The organism is Microcoleus sp. CAWBG640 (genome assembly GCF_020883015.1).
In the GTDB taxonomy this organism is placed as follows: domain Bacteria; phylum Cyanobacteriota; class Cyanobacteriia; order Cyanobacteriales; family Microcoleaceae; genus Microcoleus; species Microcoleus anatoxicus.
In genome coordinates, this window is sequence record NZ_JAHRFC010000053.1 from 1 (window position 1) to 16,384 (window position 16,384).

Sequence of the window (16,384 nt, forward strand, 5' to 3'; positions counted from 1 at the left end):
CAGATTTTCAGGGACACCGAGACAGGCCGGGAACTGAAAACTCTCACGGGTCATAGTTTCTGGGTATTGGCAGTGGCGATCGCACCCGACGGTAAAACAGCGATTTCCGCTTCAGGGGATAATACCCTGAAAATCTGGGACACCGAGACAGGCAGGAAACTGAAAACTCTCACCGGTCATACTAGCTATGTAACAGCAGTGGCGATCGCACCGGATGGCAAGACAGCGATTTCGGCTTCATTGGATACTACCCTGAAAATTTGGGACACCGAGACAGGCCGGGAACTGAAAACTCTTACTGCTCATACTAAATCAGTAACAGCAGTGGCGATCGCACCCGACGGTAAAACAGCGATTTCCGCTTCAGGGGATAATACCCTGAAAATCTGGGACACCGAGACAGGCCGGGAACTGAAAACTCTTACTGCTCATACTAAATCAGTAACAGCAGTGGCGATCGCACCAGACGGCAAAACAGCGATTTCCGCTTCAGGGGATAAAACCCTGAAAATCTGGGACACCGAGACAGGCCGGGAACTGAAAACTCTTACTGCTCATACTAAATCAGTAACAGCAGTGGCGATCGCACCAGACGGCAAAACAGCGATTTCCGCTTCAAGGGATAATACCCTGAAAGTCTGGGATTTGTTTAGCGGTGAAGAGGTTGGTACTTTCAGCGGAGAACATGGGTTTAATTGCTGTGCAATTTCGCCTGATGGGGTGAGTGTTGTAGCGGTCGATACGTCTGGCCGGGTGCATTTCCTGCGATTGGAGGGAGTTAGCGGCGGGGGATAATCCAAGAAACCGGGTTTTTGCCCGAATCTGTGGGTTATACCGAAGTATTTCGGAAAAAACCCGGTTTCTGGGGCCTCGCCTACCAGCAAAGAAACCGGGTTTTTATTGAGTTTCTCGGCTGGGATGCAGTATCTTCGGAAAAAACCCGGTTTCTGGGGCCTCGCGCATTTTTGGGTGGATGGGCGATCGGGTTTTTTGTTGAAGGGCGATCGGGTTTTTGGATTGAGGGGCGATCGCATTTTTGGGTGGATGGGCGATCGAATTTGAAATCGGAGGCGGTTGGAAACCCCGGCGGTTAGAAAGAGACTGTTGGCGAATTAAAAAAGGGTGAAACCAAACATCCCATAATCATGGAAAGAAACTATGATGAGGCAGAGGGAAAAAGAGCCGAAAAACGAGAGACACGGGTCAAGCCAATCGGAATGTTGCGCCAAAACGCCCACATTCTTGACAGATTCATCGCAGCAGCAGTCACAATATGTTGTAGACGAGTCTTGGCAAGACCCATGTAACGAGCGTCGCGCAAACCAAAAACACGAATGCCTTGAGACAGTCCGCTTTCAACACCGGCCCGTAAAGCATAACGCTGCTTAAAATCCAGGGTATGTTGTCTAGCCCTACCTTTGGCTTGAGCTTCGTTCATAGGTTGAGGTTTGAGAGTCAAAACACGGGCCTGTGCCGGCGAATGAGTACATTGAGAGCGAACAGGACAAGCGGCGCAATCGGGCCGACGAAAGCGTACTTGAATGACCGGATTGCCATAATTATCCAAGCGTTGATGCCAGGATTGGCTGATGTGCCCCTGCGGACAAGTAGCATGGCGATGCTCCCAATCAACAGTAAAACAAGAAAGCTCAAAGCCAAGCTTAGCTTTTTGTTGCCAACTTGAGTCAGGTGGTACAGGGCCAAGGAGTTCAATACCTAATTGTGTCTCACTGGTGAGCAAGTGTTGAGCATCAACATAAGCAGTATCGACAATATGTTCTTGCGGTAACAGGTGTTTATCAGCTAAAGCCTGATGAATCACCTGAGTCATTTCTACATCTCCAGTGGTGGCGGGTGTCGTTTCAACATTGGTAATTAAATGAGGCAAATCTCGATCGCAAGTTTCTGTAAGATGTACTGCATAACCTGTCCAATTGGTATCTCTTTTTGTCCGATTGCGAGCCTCGGTATCGTAAGGGGAAGTAATTAACTGCTTGTGGGGCGGTAAATTATCAGCTTCTCGCCAATAAACTTTGCCTTTACACCACCCATATTGCTGTATCCAGACACAGCGTAAAGTTTCTACAGCTTTGAGCTGACGCAACCATTCAGGACTCAAGGGGTCATACAAAGCTGACAATAAGTGATGACCATCACAGCCAATAGTCAATAGCAAGCTTTGTTTTTCGGTTTCAGATTTCGGCAAGCGATATTGCTCAAATCTCGTGCCATAACGCTCAGACCAATCCCGATTGACTACTGTTAATAACCATTCATCCGCCACGGTGGCTAACTGATTTAAGGCATGACGTAAAGTTTCTCCAACGCATTCGAGGCGGTTCATTTTACGGATAGCTCCGATGACATGGGTCGAGTCAGTTCTGGCTTTCCCCCTGGCTTTAAGCCATCCCTTATCTTGAAAATGTGCTAGCATTTTATCGAGTAATTGACTTTCACGTCCCGCAGCAATTAACCGACTTCTCCACTCACTTAAAACTGAATAATCAAAGCCGCTATCAGTAATTTCTAATCCCAAAGCATACTTCCAATCTATACGACTTCTCACCGCTTCTGCTGCTTGTCTGTCAGTCAATCCCTCGGCAAATTGCATCACACTGATTAATGCTAATTGTCCGGGAGATAAAGCACTTTGACCGCAATCGGCTCGAAACAAGGTGATAAAGTCAGTATCTTGGTACAGCACTCCGAGTTCGTCGCGCATTTTCATATATGGATTTCCTTTGGGAAAGGAGGTTCGTGCCACAGTTGCTGTCATTTCTGGAATTGACGACAAGGAGCGGGGGTGAAGAGTCATAATAGATTATTTAATATGGTGCGTGATTACACAATCATTCTGCCTATTCAGGACGGCGATGTCTGAGGGGTGAAACCCCTCAGACATTCGCCAACAGTCTCTTGAAACCGCGTCTACACAAACGAAGTCCGCCTACGCGGACTAAGAAATAAGACAGGCAAGATGCCTGTTCTACTGTTAGTTAAAATCTTTTGTGGGGCGGACTGAAATTACTCAAAGTCCCCCTTCTTAAGGGGGATTTAGGGGGATCTAGACTCAACTACAAGCGACATTTATTATCGTTTTCAGTCTTAAGTTGACACCAATAGCCGAATCTCCCGCCCCTAAACGCGACATTCTACATTTCCCCCTGAGAAATCCATGCACCCCAAAAATAGGGATGAGATAACAATTGATAATCGGGATTAGCCTCAATAAACTCAGCGAGACAATTTTGTCATTATCTGACGGTTTAATATTCACCATTCATTTTTACCCGCGTTTGTGGGTGCAAATCCCTACGAAAGGGCTTATGAAAGAGGGGTAAAAATTATTGGTGCAACAGCCCACTATGTTACACCAGATTTGGATGCAGGCCCGATTATCGAACAAGATGTTGTGCGCGTGAGTCACCGCGATGAAGTATCTGATTTGGTTCGCAAAGGTAAAGATTTAGAAAGGGTTGTGTTAGCAAGAGCCGTGCGATATCATTTACAAAATCGTGTTTTAGTTTATGGCAATAGGACTGTGGTTTTTGCTTGAAAATTAGGCATCCTATTAAGTGCGGGTTTGTCAGCCATTTTATCACTCGGCTGTGCTGTACTGGCTAGTGATTAATCATGGCATCGATAAAATCGCCTTCATACTCATCATACAATTTAGGTTTTCTAAGCTGTTTAGAAATAACACAACCCGTAAGGCAAAAGGGTTCCCTTCAATTTGATAAATTCGACAATATTCTCATCGGAGTCAAAAATGCCATAGCGAATAAATTGTCCACCGCCACGAGGATAACCCACTGCCCCGAAGGAAATGATGTAACGATCTGTGGGATTTAGATAGTGACTGCCGCAGTCAACTTTGTAATCTTTAGCCTCTCTAAAGCATTCGCTCTCATAACCAAAAAGCGCCGGAAAATGGATATGACCGATAAACACTAATCTAAAATTTGTTTCATCAAATACATTCCAAGCTTCTATGTTATTCTTAATTCCTTTTTGCTTAACTAGGGGAGAAATATGAGTAAATAAGACAGACTTTTCGACAAGTTCTTTGGGAAGTTGATTTAACCAGTTCTTATTCTCTGCCTCCAAGGGACAGTCATAATTTTCATCGTGGTTCCCTCTTACCGTGGTGATGTTATTGGCTTTAAGCCAATCTACAACAGCATTGTTTTGATCTCCCCCATCTACTACATCACCGAGGCAAATAATTCTCTCGACTTGGCGTGAATTAATATCGGCTAAAACGGTATTAAATCCGTCCCAATTTCCATGAATATCTGAAACAATGGCTGTTTTCATAAGTTCAATTACATGGGTGGCATGGTGAAAATTTTGTGGTAATGATTATGCTGTTTTGACACTCCCACCCCTTAAGGAGTGGGATAGTTGGTTCTACGACTAACCTTAACCTGGGTTGGTTTCTCAACACAAGCCAGAGAGTTTGTCTTCCCAAGGGTTTTAGTTTCGGCGTGCCCCGCTGTACATTTTATTCCTAAACAGGCATAATCCTGCGAGCGCCCCTGGGATTCAGGGGATTTCCTTGCTGTTTATTGTCTTGGATACAGCGCCCATTTTCGCCAAATTACTCAGCAAGCGTAGCCCTTATGATGCTATGTTAGAGGGCCACGAACATGAATTAATCAAAAATGCTGAATCATCTTTTCCCACGAATCAAAGATTTTTCTCTGTCACACACCCTACTAATTGCTAAAAGGTGGTAGCTGAAGTAACTGATTTTTAGAAGGCGGAAGTTGGGCCGGATTGTGGCGGATCTCGATCGCACTTTCTGAATTTTCCGTGCTCACAGGTACTATCTCCAAAGAATATACTGTCTCTGTCTTTACAGCGGCAGGAGTTTTGGCTTTCGTGAGCAAGTCAACCGCATCTCCGAGGGCGCTAGTTAAATTTTTGCTGGTTTCGGCGTGGCGCGCTTCTTCTTGTTTCAGGGCTTGAGTCAATTGTTTGATTTGTTCAAAAGCCCGATCGCGCTCTTCCATTACCACAACCAACTTAGCCTTAAGTTGCCCCACTGTTTGCAGTTGTTCCACTTCTTCCATGCGAGCAATTCCAGTTGCTTCGCCTTCCGATACAATGGGAGAGAAAGTTTGGAGATGCTGTATTTGTGTTTCTAAATTGGCGATGCTTTGCTGAGTTAATTTAGCATCATTCCGCCGCTGTTCCGCTTCGGTATTATAGAGTTGACGCCACTGGGCTGCACTTTCACCAGCCTCATCGCGATCGCGCGAAACCTCTGTTAACTGCTGTTGCAGCCGCTTGATTTCATCTAACCACTGTCTGACATCTTGAACCATAATATTGATTATAGATTGGGGAATTGGGAATTGGGAATTGGGAATTGTGAATTGGGAATTGGGAATTGGGAATTGGGAATTGGTAATAGCTTAATTAATTATGAACATTTATTACTGGCTGCGTTACTTGATTTTAGCTTTGTTTAGGGTGCTTTTGAAGCTGCTGAGAGCTATCAAAAAGAAATTTGGTCACTTTTGGCTTTTTTGTCGATGTTTGACCTGGCCCACGCTCAGGGAAGTCTCCGTGAAGGCAGGAGAGCAGCGGTTGCCGGGGTTGTCGGCGGAAATGGCCTACAATTCTATGCTGGCGCTGTTTCCGGGGCTGTTGGCTGTGTTATGTGCGATCGCCCTTTTTGAACCTTTGCAATCAACACTTTATCAAATCGCCGGTCTTTTGGGCGAAGTCATACCCGATGACGTGCGGAATTTGATTCGTAGTTCCCTCAAAGAAATCCTTTTATATCGCAACCAACAACTATTTTCTCTGAGTTTTGTAGCATCCTTGTGGGCTTTTTCTGGAGTCATGAGCGCCGCAATGGCTGCACTCGATCGCATCCATGAAATCCCGATCGATCGAACTCGCTCTTTTGTGAAGGCAAAACTGATTTCTTTGACCCTGAGTATCGGTACAATTATACTATTAATTATGGCATCGGGAGCAGTATTTGTCAGCGACTTAATTGTACAAGCTATTGCCCGCGAGAGTTGTCTGCTGGAGTCCGTTGCTAATTGCAATTTAAAAGATGTGAAAAATTGCTTATCCTTGGTTAAAAATTGCCCTTTGGAGTCGCAACTGTTGGCTGTTTGGCGGTTGTGGCGTTGGCCGATTGCTTTGGGAATTATATCAGTTGCCTTTGCCTTTATTTACCGCTATGGGCCGAGTCGCCACCAAAGAAATATACCGATTTTTTCTGGTGCTGTTTTTGCGGCTGTTTTGTGGGCGCTGATTTCAGCTTTGTTTCGCTTCTACGTTTTGCATTTGGGCAATTACAGTTGGACTTACGGGACGATTGGTACTTTCATTGTTTTGCTATTGTGGCTAGATCTTTGTTGTTTGGTGATGCTGATCGGAGCGCAATTGAATGTGACTGTTGGAAAGGCAATGAAACTCAAATAATGGGGAATGGGGAATGGGGAATGGGGAATGGGGAATGGGTTGTTGTCAGTAGTTATTTGTGATTTGCGACCAATAACCAATAACTGTTATTACTTACCGGATACCAAATTACCTACGCAGTATAGTGCTGAGGATACCCGCAACAAAAGACAGCAAAATCAGTATCCAAATCACCACACCCGGAATGAATGTCAAGAGGCCAACGCCTCTGAGAATCCAAACTAACAAGGTGATGCCCAATATAGCCCAAAATATGCGGGTAGATAGTCGCATTTGAAATCTAGGAGAATTAGTCATGTTCAATATTAAAGTTTTGTCTGGATCGATGATAGCTGTTTTATTGGCGATCGGCTCTTATCTGGGAGCAATGTCAAATCCCGGTGTCGCTGTGGCGCGTGTCAGTACCAACGCGCAGCCAAAAGTGGCTAATGCTGCTCAAAAAGCTGCTTCTGCAAGTGTAGCAATTAGCGATCGCACAATGGGAGCGGCCCAGGTGGGGATGACTTTCGGACAACTGAAAAAGACTTTGGGTGCGACGGCGCAGTTTAAGGTTGAGTCTCCTTTTATGGTAGACTTTGATGCTGTGGCCCTCAGCCAGTCGGGAAAAGTGCAGTATCGGATAATCTACGCTGCGGGTACAAAGCTCAAAGATACCGATGTCATTGAACTTTTGATGACAGATAATGCTAATTATAAAACAGTTCAGGGCGTCGGGCCTGGAATGACTCTCAAACAAGCTGAGGCAATTTACGGCAAGACTACTTTATCTTATAATGTGGATAATGAAATGAGAGAAAATGTGGTTTTTGCCAATCAACCGACTCGAAAAATTATGTTTGTTCCCAAGGCTGATGGAAAGCAATTTGCCGGGGTTTACGGCGCGGGTAAAGGGGGATTTTTTCAGACTAATAAGTATCAGCCGAATGCTGTGATTAAGTCTGTGATGGTGCGGAAGTAACTCGGCGATTGAAAGAGACTGTTGGCGAATTCGTAGGGAGTGTCACCCCTCACCTCTAGAACGAAGCATTTGCGTTCGCCCCCAGTGAGTCAACAGCTATGTGGTCAATGAGAAATTGAGCCAATATCCGCCATTTTTATGGGTGATGGGTTTAACCCCTTGTTAATTGACCAACACTATCTGATATCTGTAGAAATTTGGTTGATTGTTAAATGAATTTTCTTAGGAGAACGATTTTTAAGATTTTGGAGGACAATCATTTTGATTTTTGGTTTGAGATCGTCAAAAGAGATTGCTTTATTTTTTAACTCATCGAATATGGCTTCAATCGCATTTCGCATAGTGGATTCAACTAAATTATATAGTAACAAGAAAATATTAGATTTGAGAGTTTTTGCTAACTCAGGATTGAGGCTTTGTATTTTGTATGTGCCAACAGAATCGAATACAGCTAACTTCATTGTTTGTTTTTCCAATCTCTCCACAAAAATAAAGTAATCATGCACCTCTTTAGTGCGTGTATTAAAGTCGAAGAGTACAGTTTCCATGATTATCCTAGCAGTCGATCGTAGACCTATTCAATACACACAATAGTTTTTGGATTTCTCAAAGTAATAACAAGAAATTTTGTGGACTCTTTCAAATGTATTTGCTTTGCTATTAAAAAAAATTTATCCGTTCAAATAAATCTCTTCGGAATTCCTGATTTGGAGTTTTTATTAGTTCGATCACCCGAAGTGTAGTTCGGTTGAAGTTCCTCTGACGAGGAAGGAGTAAATCAGCAAACTTAAATCCATTTAAATGTTCTAATTTTTCTAGTCCACTTAAGGTTAATTCGTTGTTGACAAATCTGGTTAGAGTAAGAATTCGTTCTGCACCATCTACCATCTCTAAACGTGATTCATCATTTTCACGATCGCCGATGTCGGCAACGAATAGATAAGGTATTGGCAGCCCCAAGATTACAGACTCGATAAACTTTGATTGCCTGGCTTCATCCCAAGTCATTTCACGTTGGTAATCTGGAATAAACAACTTATTAGTATCATCGTCAATTCCTTCCATATATTTTTGAACCAGTATTTCGAGTGGATACTGTTTTGTATCGTAATTAATTTGGTGCCGCTTGTCCCGAATTTCCATTTCAGCAGCATTTCTGTCTTGAAGCGTAATTTGTTCTAGTTTCGATCGCATATTTTTAACTAACGGGTGAGTGTTGTGAATACGATAATTTTACCACAGCCCAGGGTGGATAAAGTCCTGTTCGGAGAATTTTAGTCTTGAGGCCAGCCAGTGTAAATTATAATTTGGCTAAGATGATGCGGTCGATCGCACTTACTAACAAAAAGTGCGATCGCCAATGTTTAGTTAACTGAAACCGCCGCGAAAATTACCATTTATAACGCGCTGGTGACGGGATTGGAAGGACGATCTGCCAACGCGGATAAACGGTGACTGTCTCCACTTAAATCGAACACAACCTCAAACTTGACGTGAGGTATTGTTTGTCGCAAAAACTTGAAATGGCCGTCGGCATCGGAACGGCTGCGGAAGCGGGCAACAATTATCCATTGCTCAGAGGGTAACAAACGGGCGATCGCCCAACAACACAAGCGGTCTTTATATGTCAACATAGAACTCGTCTCCATTGATATTTTTGGAGCCAGAGCCAGCCCGGAACCTTCCACAGTAAGGGGCTGGCTTTTGACTGTTTACAGGTATCGTTATAACACATAATGACGTACAATAATATAAATTGACTTGAAACGAAATATTTTTATCGGTCTTAACTCAAAACAGCGTAAGATGGACTGTGTTGAGATGTTTTGCAGTGCAACGAATGGCTTCACGGGGACGAGTTACCGCATACTTGCCAGAGGAGATTCAAAAAGCTCTGGAAGAATGGGCAGAAGAAGAAAGCAGATCGGTCAGCAGTTTGACAACTTACCTGCTGACGAAATCTGTTAGAGAGCGCCAAGAGCAGAAAAAGGACGAATCCCGGAGCGATCGCCCGAGTTGAATTTGCGCGAGACTCAAAGGGTGTTGGAGTGTAAAATTTAAGACAATTGAAGTAAAACCATGCCTGCCAATGCCTTCACGTATGCGAGTCACAGTTACACTGCCAGAAGACGTTCATCAAGCCTTGTCCGAATGGGCCGAAGAAGAAGATAGAACGCTCGCAAACCTGCTCTCCCATGTGGCAGCTAAAGCAGTCAGAGAGCGCCAAGAGCAGAAAAAGGAAGAATCAGAAAGCGATCGCCCATAAGCGATGACCACAGCCTATATCTTTAACAACGGAGGAGACAACACTGCCAGAAGACTACACAGAAGCAGAACTTTTCAGTAATCCTGAAGGCATTGCCCGAACGCGAGCGATCGCCTTACAGCAAGCTCTATCACCACCCGCGCAATCTAGAGTAACAATGGGTGCTGGAGTTGTGGAAAACGCCCAAGAAAACCGCAGAGTAGTGATAGGAACCAGCGAACCCAATGGTTACTTGCGTCCGGGAGTAAAGTCTGCACTCCTATTCGGAGAAACCGTTATTCCCGGTTTTGGCCATGCAGAAGCTAACATAGTTGCTTGGGCCGTTAAAAATGATTGTAAAGTAATTGCAGTAGCAGCAGGGCGTCCTATTTGTGAAAACTGCGTCCAAACGATAGAAGGCGCTGGCGGCTTAGTCGCAAGTCCCCAAAAATCTAATCCAAGGAGTTAATTACACAATGACAGAAAATCGCTTAGAAATTATCGCTCCTGAACAATCGGAAATGCTGAAACAAGCAACTATTTCCGAACAGCGAAATGCAGCCAAAGCCGCTTGTAAATTCGCAATTGAGCGCACTAGCTTGAGTCACCCAATTCTTGACGAAGGATTAGAAGCGCTAGAAAAAGGTCAATGTGGTGATGTTTCACTTCAAAACAAACTTCAATCCTTGGTCGATCGACTCGATGAGATTCAGTGGGACTTGCAAGAAAAAATGGGAGAAGGCAATATAAAATTATCAGATTATTTAGCTGCATTTCACACAGCGCGCGCAGTTAATTCACTCTATTTTGCCCTTTATGCAGATCCTTTTGTAGCAGCATCCGAAGCTATTTATGAAGCTCATGCAGCTACAGATGAGTTAGTTACTTTGAAACAAAAGATTTTAGAAGTTTTTAAAGCACCTACCGTGATTTAGAGAAAAAAAAGCCGCGCGAGCGCAGCTATCCCGTAGGGAATCATATCAATTCCGGTTGCACTCCTTATGATATAGAGGACACGGCAATGCCGTGTCCCTACCGAAAATAATATTGTAGGGACACGGCACTGCCGTGTCCTAATTTTCGCTAATAATTCCGATGCTACCGGAAACGATATCGCCCATCAAAAAAATAAGGTGAGCCTCAGCCCACCTTACTAAGATTATTTAACTGTCACCAACTGGGCCGGCAACCTTTTAAACGACAACCTTTCATTCTCGATATCCACGAAAATCGTATCCCCATCAACAAAATCTCCCCGCAAAATACCCTTCGCCATTTGCGTTTCTAACTCCCGCTGAATTCCCCGCTTCAAAGGCCGCGCACCATACACCGGGTCATAGCCTATTTCTGCTAAGAAATCAAGAGCAGATTCCGACAATTTCAGAGACATTTTGCGTTCCGCCAAACGTTTTTCCAAGCGCTTAACTTGCAACAGCACAATCTGCCGCAATTGGCCCTTACTCAAACTGTGGAAAATAATCATCTCATCAATCCGGTTCAAGAATTCCGGGCGGAAAGTACCCCGCATCGCCTCCATCACCCGACTCCGCATTTGTTCCTCATCTCCCGCCACATCTAAAATGTATTGAGAACCGACATTCGATGTCATAATAATCACAGAATTCTTGAAATCTACTGTGTGACCTTGAGCATCAGTAACGCGGCCGTCGTCGAGAATTTGCAGCATGATATTGAAGACATCCGGGTGTGCTTTCTCGATTTCATCAAATAGAATCACCGAGTAAGGACGGCGGCGCACAGCCTCAGTTAATTGTCCGCCTTCATCGTAGCCGACGTATCCCGGAGGCGCACCAATCAACCGCGAAACTGCGTGTTTTTCCATGTATTCCGACATATCAATTCGCACGATCGCCTCTTCTGTATCAAACAGATAAGACGCTAAGGCTTTAGCTAATTCGGTTTTTCCCACACCCGTCGGGCCGAGGAAGATAAAACTCGCAACCGGACGATTGGGATCAGCTAAACCTGCGCGCGATCGCACAATTGCATCTGCAACCGCCGTCACCGCTTCATCCTGTCCAATTACCCGCTTATGCAGTTCATCTTCCAAGTACAAAAGTTTCTGCATTTCCGATTCAACTAACTTGCTAATCGGAATTCCCGTCCACTTAGAAATAATCTCGGCAATATCAGATTCGGTGACTTCTTCCCGCAGCAGAGTTTTACCTGTAATCTGACTTGCTGTCAGTTTAGATTCCGCTTCTTGCAGTTGTTTTTGCAACTCGGTTAATGTGCCGTATTTCAACTCGGCAGCGCGGTTAAGGTCGTATTTTAACTCAGCTTGTTGAATTTCAATGTTAACCTTATCAATCTGTTCTTTAATCTTTTGAATGCTGTCGATGACACCTTTTTCCGATTGCCATTGCGCGTTCAAACCGCTTTGACTTTCCTTGAGATTTGCTAAGTCTTTTTCCAGTCTTTCTAAACGGTCAATCGATGCAGCATTGCTTTCTTTTTGCAGCGACAGTCTTTCCATTTCTAGCTGCAAAACCTTGCGATCTATTTCGTCTAGTTCTTCCGGCTTGGAAGTAATCTCCATTTTGAGTTTAGCCGCCGCTTCGTCCATTAAATCAATGGCTTTGTCAGGAAGGAAGCGATCGCTAATATATCGAGTTGACAAAGTAGCCGCCGCCACTAACGCATTGTCGGAAATTTTAACACCGTGGTGAACCTCGTAGCGTTCCTTCAAACCCCGTAGAATTGAGATAGTATCTTCAACTGTTGGCTGGTCAACATAAACTTGTTGAAAACGGCGTTCTAGGGCTGCATCTTTTTCCAGATATTTGCGGTATTCGTCGAGAGTTGTTGCGCCGATACAGCGCAATTCTCCCCTCGCTAACATCGGTTTTAATAAGTTGCCGGCATCCATCGAGCCTTGAGTTGCACCCGCACCGACAACGGTGTGAATTTCATCAATAAATAAGATGACTTTCCCGTTGCTATCCATCACTTCTTTGAGGACTGCTTTCAAGCGTTCTTCAAATTCTCCTCGGAATTTTGCCCCGGCAATTAATGCGCCCATATCTAAGCTAATTAATTGTCTGTCTTTCAAAGATTGTGGCACATCTCCGGTGATAATTCGCTGGGCGAGTCCTTCGGCGATGGCGGTTTTTCCTACTCCCGGTTCTCCGATTAATACGGGGTTGTTTTTGGTGCGGCGGCTCAATATTTGAATCGTGCGGCGGATTTCGTCATCTCGTCCGATGACTGGATCGAGTTTGCCTTGACGGGCTGCTTCGGTCAAGTCTCGGCCGTATTTTTCCAGCGCTTCGTATTTGCCTTCTGGATTTTGGTCGGTCACTTTGTTGTTCCCCCGGACTTGGGTAATTATTTCTTTGAGTTTGGCTTCATCTAGTTTAAATTCTTGTAATAGATTTTTGCCAAAGCGATCGTCTTTGACGTATCCTAGTATCAGGTGTTCGACGGAAATAAATTCATCACCGTAGTCTTTTCGATAAGTTTCGGCCCGATCGAGTAAAGTGTCGAGAGAACGGCCGAGATAAACATTGTTGGTGCTTCCAGAGATTTTCGGCTGGCGGCTGATAAACTCATCGGTGCGATCGCGCAATTTGGTTACTGATACGCCTGCTTTATTAAATAAGCTGCTAGCTAGTCCCGATTCTTGTTCTAGCAAAGCTTTCATCAAGTGTTCGCTTTCTAGCTGCTGCTGCTGGGCTGCTTTGACGAGTTCGGGAGTCCGAGACAGGGCTTCCCAGGCTTTTTCGGTAAATTGGTTTGGATTATTGGGTTGCATAAATTTTAATTCCCTGAATTGAAGGAAGAAGGAAGAAGGAAGAAGGAAGAAGGAAGAAGGCTGATACCGCTAGCTTTTTAGTCATTCGTATTTTACTTTGAAGCAGGTAGATTGACTTACTGTAGAGGCTAATGCTCGATCGCCCGTATAATTCTCATTGTAGGGAGTTAGTGGCGATCGGGCGATCGGTATTCCGCTATCTGAAGATAGGATTTCCGTCCTTTCTGGCAGTCGATCGCAGATAATGTTGGGATTACTCAATAATTAATCCGTGTATCCGTTCAAAATCAGCGTCGTTCCTTCTTCCTTCTTCCTTCTTCCTTCTTCGTTCTTCCTTCTTCCTTCATACTTGCATAGTCACCCGTTCTGGGAGGCTGACAGTAAAAGTTGAACCTTTACCATCCTGACTTTCGACACTAATTTCGCCGCCCAGAATATGACACAAACGTTGACTAATTGTCAAGCCCAAACCAGTACCTCCATACTTGCGAGTAGTTGAAGCATCGGCTTGAATAAAAGGCTTAAATATCTGCTGTAATTGATCCTCGGTCATCCCTATGCCAGTGTCGGTGACTCGAAAGACTAAAACTTGAGCAGTATAGTATGAATTAGAGACAGAATCTTCCTTATTTTTATTCCTTTTTGTCGGTCGGAGTTTTTCAATTTTCATTCTTTCTACCCCAATGGTAATCACACCTTTTTCGGTGAATTTGGCGGCGTTGCTGAGCAAGTTGAGCAGAATTTGCCGCACTTTGGGCTGGTCTGCGTACATGGTACCTAGTTCACCTTGGGTTTTTAGTGCTAAAGCATTGCCTTTTTTTTCTACTAATGGTTGAGCCGTGGTCATCACTTCTTCAATCATTGTTGCTACATCGAAGTTTTCTAAATAAAGGGTGACGTGACCGGCTTCAATTTTGGAAATATCCAGGATATCGCTAATCATATCCAGCAGGTGTTTGCCTGCTGTTTGAATTTTTTGTAAGTCGGGCAGAAAGTCTTCTGAACCAGAATCTTGAGCATCTTCTTGGAGCATTTCGCTGTAGTTGATGATGGCGTTGAGGGGGGTACGCAGTTCGTGGCTCATGTTGGCGAGAAATGCACTTTTGGAGCGGTTGGCTGCTTCGGCGGCTATTTTGGCTTCCTGCAAGTCTTCTGTATATTCTGCTACTCGTTGAATGAGTTCGTTGAGGGAAATTGCTAGCAGTCCTACTTCGTCGGGATTGGTGACTGGCGCTTGTAGGTCAAAGTTGGATTCTTCGGTAACTCGCTGAGCAATGAGGGTGGTGGCTTCTAGGGGGCCGGCGATCGCACCGCTGGTGTATGCTGCTAACATGGCTGCGATCGCTGCTGATATTCCTAGAGAACAGATGAGAATTAGAGTTCCCAGTTTTTCAGCTTGGTCGTAGGTTCTAAATACTTCGTCTGCTTTGTCGCGAAAAGTACCCGCTAGTTGGGCGGAATCCTGGGAAAATTTTTCCAGTTTAAAAGCGCTGTCCCCCGTCGCAAAATTATACCAGTTGCGCTCGAACACCTGCTGCTGTTTGGGATTCAAAGCAGATAATTTCTCATTCCCCAATAGTTTCTGGACTTGTTGGAAGTAAGTTTCTACTACTTTATTGTTGGCTTTAGCGAACTCTTGAATTTTTTGATAATCTTGGACTACGCCGTGATTTGAAGTCTGCGGGAGGCTTTGCAGTTGTTCTAGTTGTGCGCTCATCTGAGCCACGCGACTGAGAAAGTCCGAGCGTTCGCGATCGAAAATTTGCGGTTTTTTCGTCAGACTCACCAGCCACAACTGGTGAATTCTGACTTCCTGGGCGATATTATTAAGGTTGGTCAGGATTTCAGCTTTGTCTCGCTCGATCGCCAGTTGTTCCCTAACCTGGTGTTTGCAATAGGATTCCACTACCCGTCCCGCCACCGCGCCCAACATTGCAATACTAATGACCAAGGCGTATCCGCAGCCGATTTTCTGCCTGATACCCAAGCGACTGAATAGATGCTTCAACCCTGTTTGAGGAGGGTTCTGGAGTTGATTTTTCAAGATTAAGGTTAAAGACATGGGCAATGTACTCGTTACCCAGAAAGGCACTATCTAAATTATAATTGATGCCAGCCTGACCGTAAATAAGTTGTTACTCGATCGACAAATTTCGTCATTTATGGGGTCCTTGCATAATTCCGCCACCTGCTCTACTTGACATTTTGCAAAATTCATGGGCGTTTGTAAAATCCCCCGCACCTGACGACGGGGGGAGGATCTGAAAATTTGCAACTTTCCTCTACTGGCAAACTCGAAATTGTGCTAACTCAGGAGGAATTTTGGAAGCATTAGGTATGCTCGCATTTAACAGTCAACAGTCAACAGTCAACAACAAATAACTAAATCATTTTTTACGAAAATCCCAAGCGGGGACAAACTTGGAATCTCCCCAAACGCCACGGCGATTTTTCTTAGCTGCTGCTTCGGCTTGTTCCAGAATACTGGCGCTGGGACAGTTTTTTAAGTAAGGACGATAAACCATGGCTAGTCCTTCGCTAGTCAAAACTTCTTGCACAAATGTGCCGTTTGGTAAGCGAACTTCGCTGATTTGGCGCCCGTAGCGATCGGTATCAGTGACGGTCAAAACTACCCGTTCGCCTCCTTGTTTCACTAGCTGCTGAGTTCTTTGCTGCGCTAAATTTCCCCACTTAAATTGATTTTTTTGGGCGGCTGCTTTGCTATTCTTTTCAGCATTTGTGTGGGGAACTTCCGGTGCATCTACACAGGCAAAACGCACTTTGATATCTTTCCCAGCGCTATCGCTGGCGACAAGGGTATCGCCATCGCTCACTCGTTTGACAGCATAGTTATTCGCTGCTAATTTTTGGGGACATCCGAATAGTAAAAATACCATACTTAAGGTCATTAATCTTGTCATTACTCGGAAAATAGTCATTTTTATTTGATTCATAGTTC

General features: G+C 44.6%; 18 protein-coding genes and 1 pseudogene. 9 read left to right on the forward strand and 10 right to left on the reverse strand.

The window, feature by feature from the left end:
• Together AAFP11_RS21720 and AAFP11_RS21725 are read left to right on the forward strand one after the other, a co-directional pair.
• A partial coding sequence (locus AAFP11_RS21720) for a WD40 repeat domain-containing protein (RefSeq protein ID WP_341738944.1) occupies positions 1-795 on the forward strand: 795 nt, incomplete at its 5' end.
• Between the two features lie 17 nt (positions 796-812).
• Complete coding sequence (locus tag AAFP11_RS21725; protein ID WP_341738945.1) at positions 813-1,094, forward strand: hypothetical protein; 282 nt, start codon at positions 813-815, stop codon at positions 1,092-1,094.
• Positions 1,095-1,156: 62 nt separating this feature from the next.
• Here the strand turns inward: AAFP11_RS21725 and AAFP11_RS21730 are convergent, their stop codons facing one another.
• Positions 1,157-2,815 carry an IS1182 family transposase gene (locus AAFP11_RS21730; protein ID WP_341738946.1) on the reverse strand — a complete coding sequence of 553 codons (1,659 nt, stop codon included), beginning with the start codon at positions 2,813-2,815 and terminating at the stop codon, positions 1,157-1,159.
• 453 nt (positions 2,816-3,268) lie between these two features.
• Here AAFP11_RS21730 and AAFP11_RS21735 point away from each other — a divergent pair.
• Positions 3,269-3,556: pseudogene (locus AAFP11_RS21735) on the forward strand (formyltransferase family protein); the annotation flags it as partial.
• A gap of 134 nt (positions 3,557-3,690) precedes the next feature.
• On the opposite strand, the gene AAFP11_RS21740 reads toward AAFP11_RS21735, so the two are convergent.
• Positions 3,691-4,317, reverse strand: coding sequence for a metallophosphoesterase family protein (locus AAFP11_RS21740; protein ID WP_341738947.1), 627 nt, complete (start codon positions 4,315-4,317; stop codon positions 3,691-3,693).
• Positions 4,318-4,718: 401 nt separating this feature from the next.
• Positions 4,719-5,330: a hypothetical protein gene (locus AAFP11_RS21745; protein ID WP_341738948.1), complete on the reverse strand. Its 612-nt coding sequence runs from the start codon at positions 5,328-5,330 to the stop codon at positions 4,719-4,721.
• Positions 5,331-5,574: 244 nt separating this feature from the next.
• Between AAFP11_RS21745 and AAFP11_RS21750 the strand changes: the two genes are divergently transcribed.
• Both AAFP11_RS21750 and AAFP11_RS21755 read left to right on the forward strand, forming a co-directional pair.
• Positions 5,575-6,447, forward strand: coding sequence for a YihY/virulence factor BrkB family protein (locus AAFP11_RS21750; protein WP_341738949.1), 873 nt, complete (start codon positions 5,575-5,577; stop codon positions 6,445-6,447).
• Positions 6,448-6,742: 295 nt separating this feature from the next.
• Positions 6,743-7,405, forward strand: coding sequence for a hypothetical protein (locus AAFP11_RS21755; protein WP_341738950.1), 663 nt, complete (start codon positions 6,743-6,745; stop codon positions 7,403-7,405).
• A gap of 176 nt (positions 7,406-7,581) precedes the next feature.
• On the opposite strand, the gene AAFP11_RS21760 is transcribed toward AAFP11_RS21755, so the two are convergent.
• The 3 genes from AAFP11_RS21760 to AAFP11_RS21770 form a co-directional block, all read right to left on the reverse strand.
• A complete protein-coding gene (locus tag AAFP11_RS21760) occupies positions 7,582-7,953 on the reverse strand; it encodes an MAE_28990/MAE_18760 family HEPN-like nuclease (protein ID WP_341738951.1) in 372 nt (123 codons plus the stop codon).
• 112 nt (positions 7,954-8,065) lie between these two features.
• Positions 8,066-8,599, reverse strand: a complete 534-nt coding sequence (locus tag AAFP11_RS21765; RefSeq protein WP_341738952.1) for a DUF262 domain-containing protein — start codon at positions 8,597-8,599, stop codon at positions 8,066-8,068.
• Between the two features lie 203 nt (positions 8,600-8,802).
• Complete coding sequence (locus AAFP11_RS21770) at positions 8,803-9,039, reverse strand: hypothetical protein (protein WP_341738953.1); 237 nt, start codon at positions 9,037-9,039, stop codon at positions 8,803-8,805.
• Between the two features lie 206 nt (positions 9,040-9,245).
• On the opposite strand from AAFP11_RS21770, the gene AAFP11_RS21775 reads away from it, so the two are divergent.
• The 4 genes from AAFP11_RS21775 to AAFP11_RS21790 all read left to right on the forward strand — a co-directional run bounded on the left by AAFP11_RS21775 (position 9,246) and on the right by AAFP11_RS21790 (position 10,585).
• Positions 9,246-9,425, forward strand: a complete 180-nt coding sequence (locus AAFP11_RS21775) for a hypothetical protein (protein WP_193973468.1) — start codon at positions 9,246-9,248, stop codon at positions 9,423-9,425.
• Between the two features lie 69 nt (positions 9,426-9,494).
• Complete coding sequence (locus AAFP11_RS21780; RefSeq protein ID WP_333029546.1) at positions 9,495-9,671, forward strand: hypothetical protein; 177 nt, start codon at positions 9,495-9,497, stop codon at positions 9,669-9,671.
• A 157-nt stretch (positions 9,672-9,828) separates the two neighbouring features.
• Entirely contained in the window at positions 9,829-10,119 is a 291-nt protein-coding gene (locus AAFP11_RS21785) for a hypothetical protein (RefSeq protein ID WP_333142611.1), read from the forward strand.
• Positions 10,120-10,126: 7 nt separating this feature from the next.
• Positions 10,127-10,585 carry a hypothetical protein gene (locus AAFP11_RS21790; RefSeq protein ID WP_341738954.1) on the forward strand — a complete coding sequence of 153 codons (459 nt, stop codon included), beginning with the start codon at positions 10,127-10,129 and terminating at the stop codon, positions 10,583-10,585.
• Positions 10,586-10,809: 224 nt separating this feature from the next.
• Here AAFP11_RS21790 and clpB read toward each other — a convergent pair whose 3' ends face one another.
• The 4 genes from clpB to AAFP11_RS21810 form a co-directional block, all read right to left on the reverse strand.
• Positions 10,810-13,425, reverse strand: coding sequence for an ATP-dependent chaperone ClpB (gene clpB, locus AAFP11_RS21795; RefSeq protein ID WP_341738955.1), 2,616 nt, complete (start codon positions 13,423-13,425; stop codon positions 10,810-10,812).
• 81 nt (positions 13,426-13,506) lie between these two features.
• Positions 13,507-13,686 carry a hypothetical protein gene (locus AAFP11_RS21800; protein ID WP_341738956.1) on the reverse strand — a complete coding sequence of 60 codons (180 nt, stop codon included), beginning with the start codon at positions 13,684-13,686 and terminating at the stop codon, positions 13,507-13,509.
• Positions 13,687-13,768: 82 nt separating this feature from the next.
• A complete protein-coding gene (locus AAFP11_RS21805) occupies positions 13,769-15,487 on the reverse strand; it encodes an ATP-binding protein (protein ID WP_341738957.1) in 1,719 nt (572 codons plus the stop codon).
• A gap of 325 nt (positions 15,488-15,812) precedes the next feature.
• Positions 15,813-16,379: a thermonuclease family protein gene (locus AAFP11_RS21810; protein WP_341738958.1), complete on the reverse strand. Its 567-nt coding sequence runs from the start codon at positions 16,377-16,379 to the stop codon at positions 15,813-15,815.
• Positions 16,380-16,384: the final 5 nt, after the last annotated feature.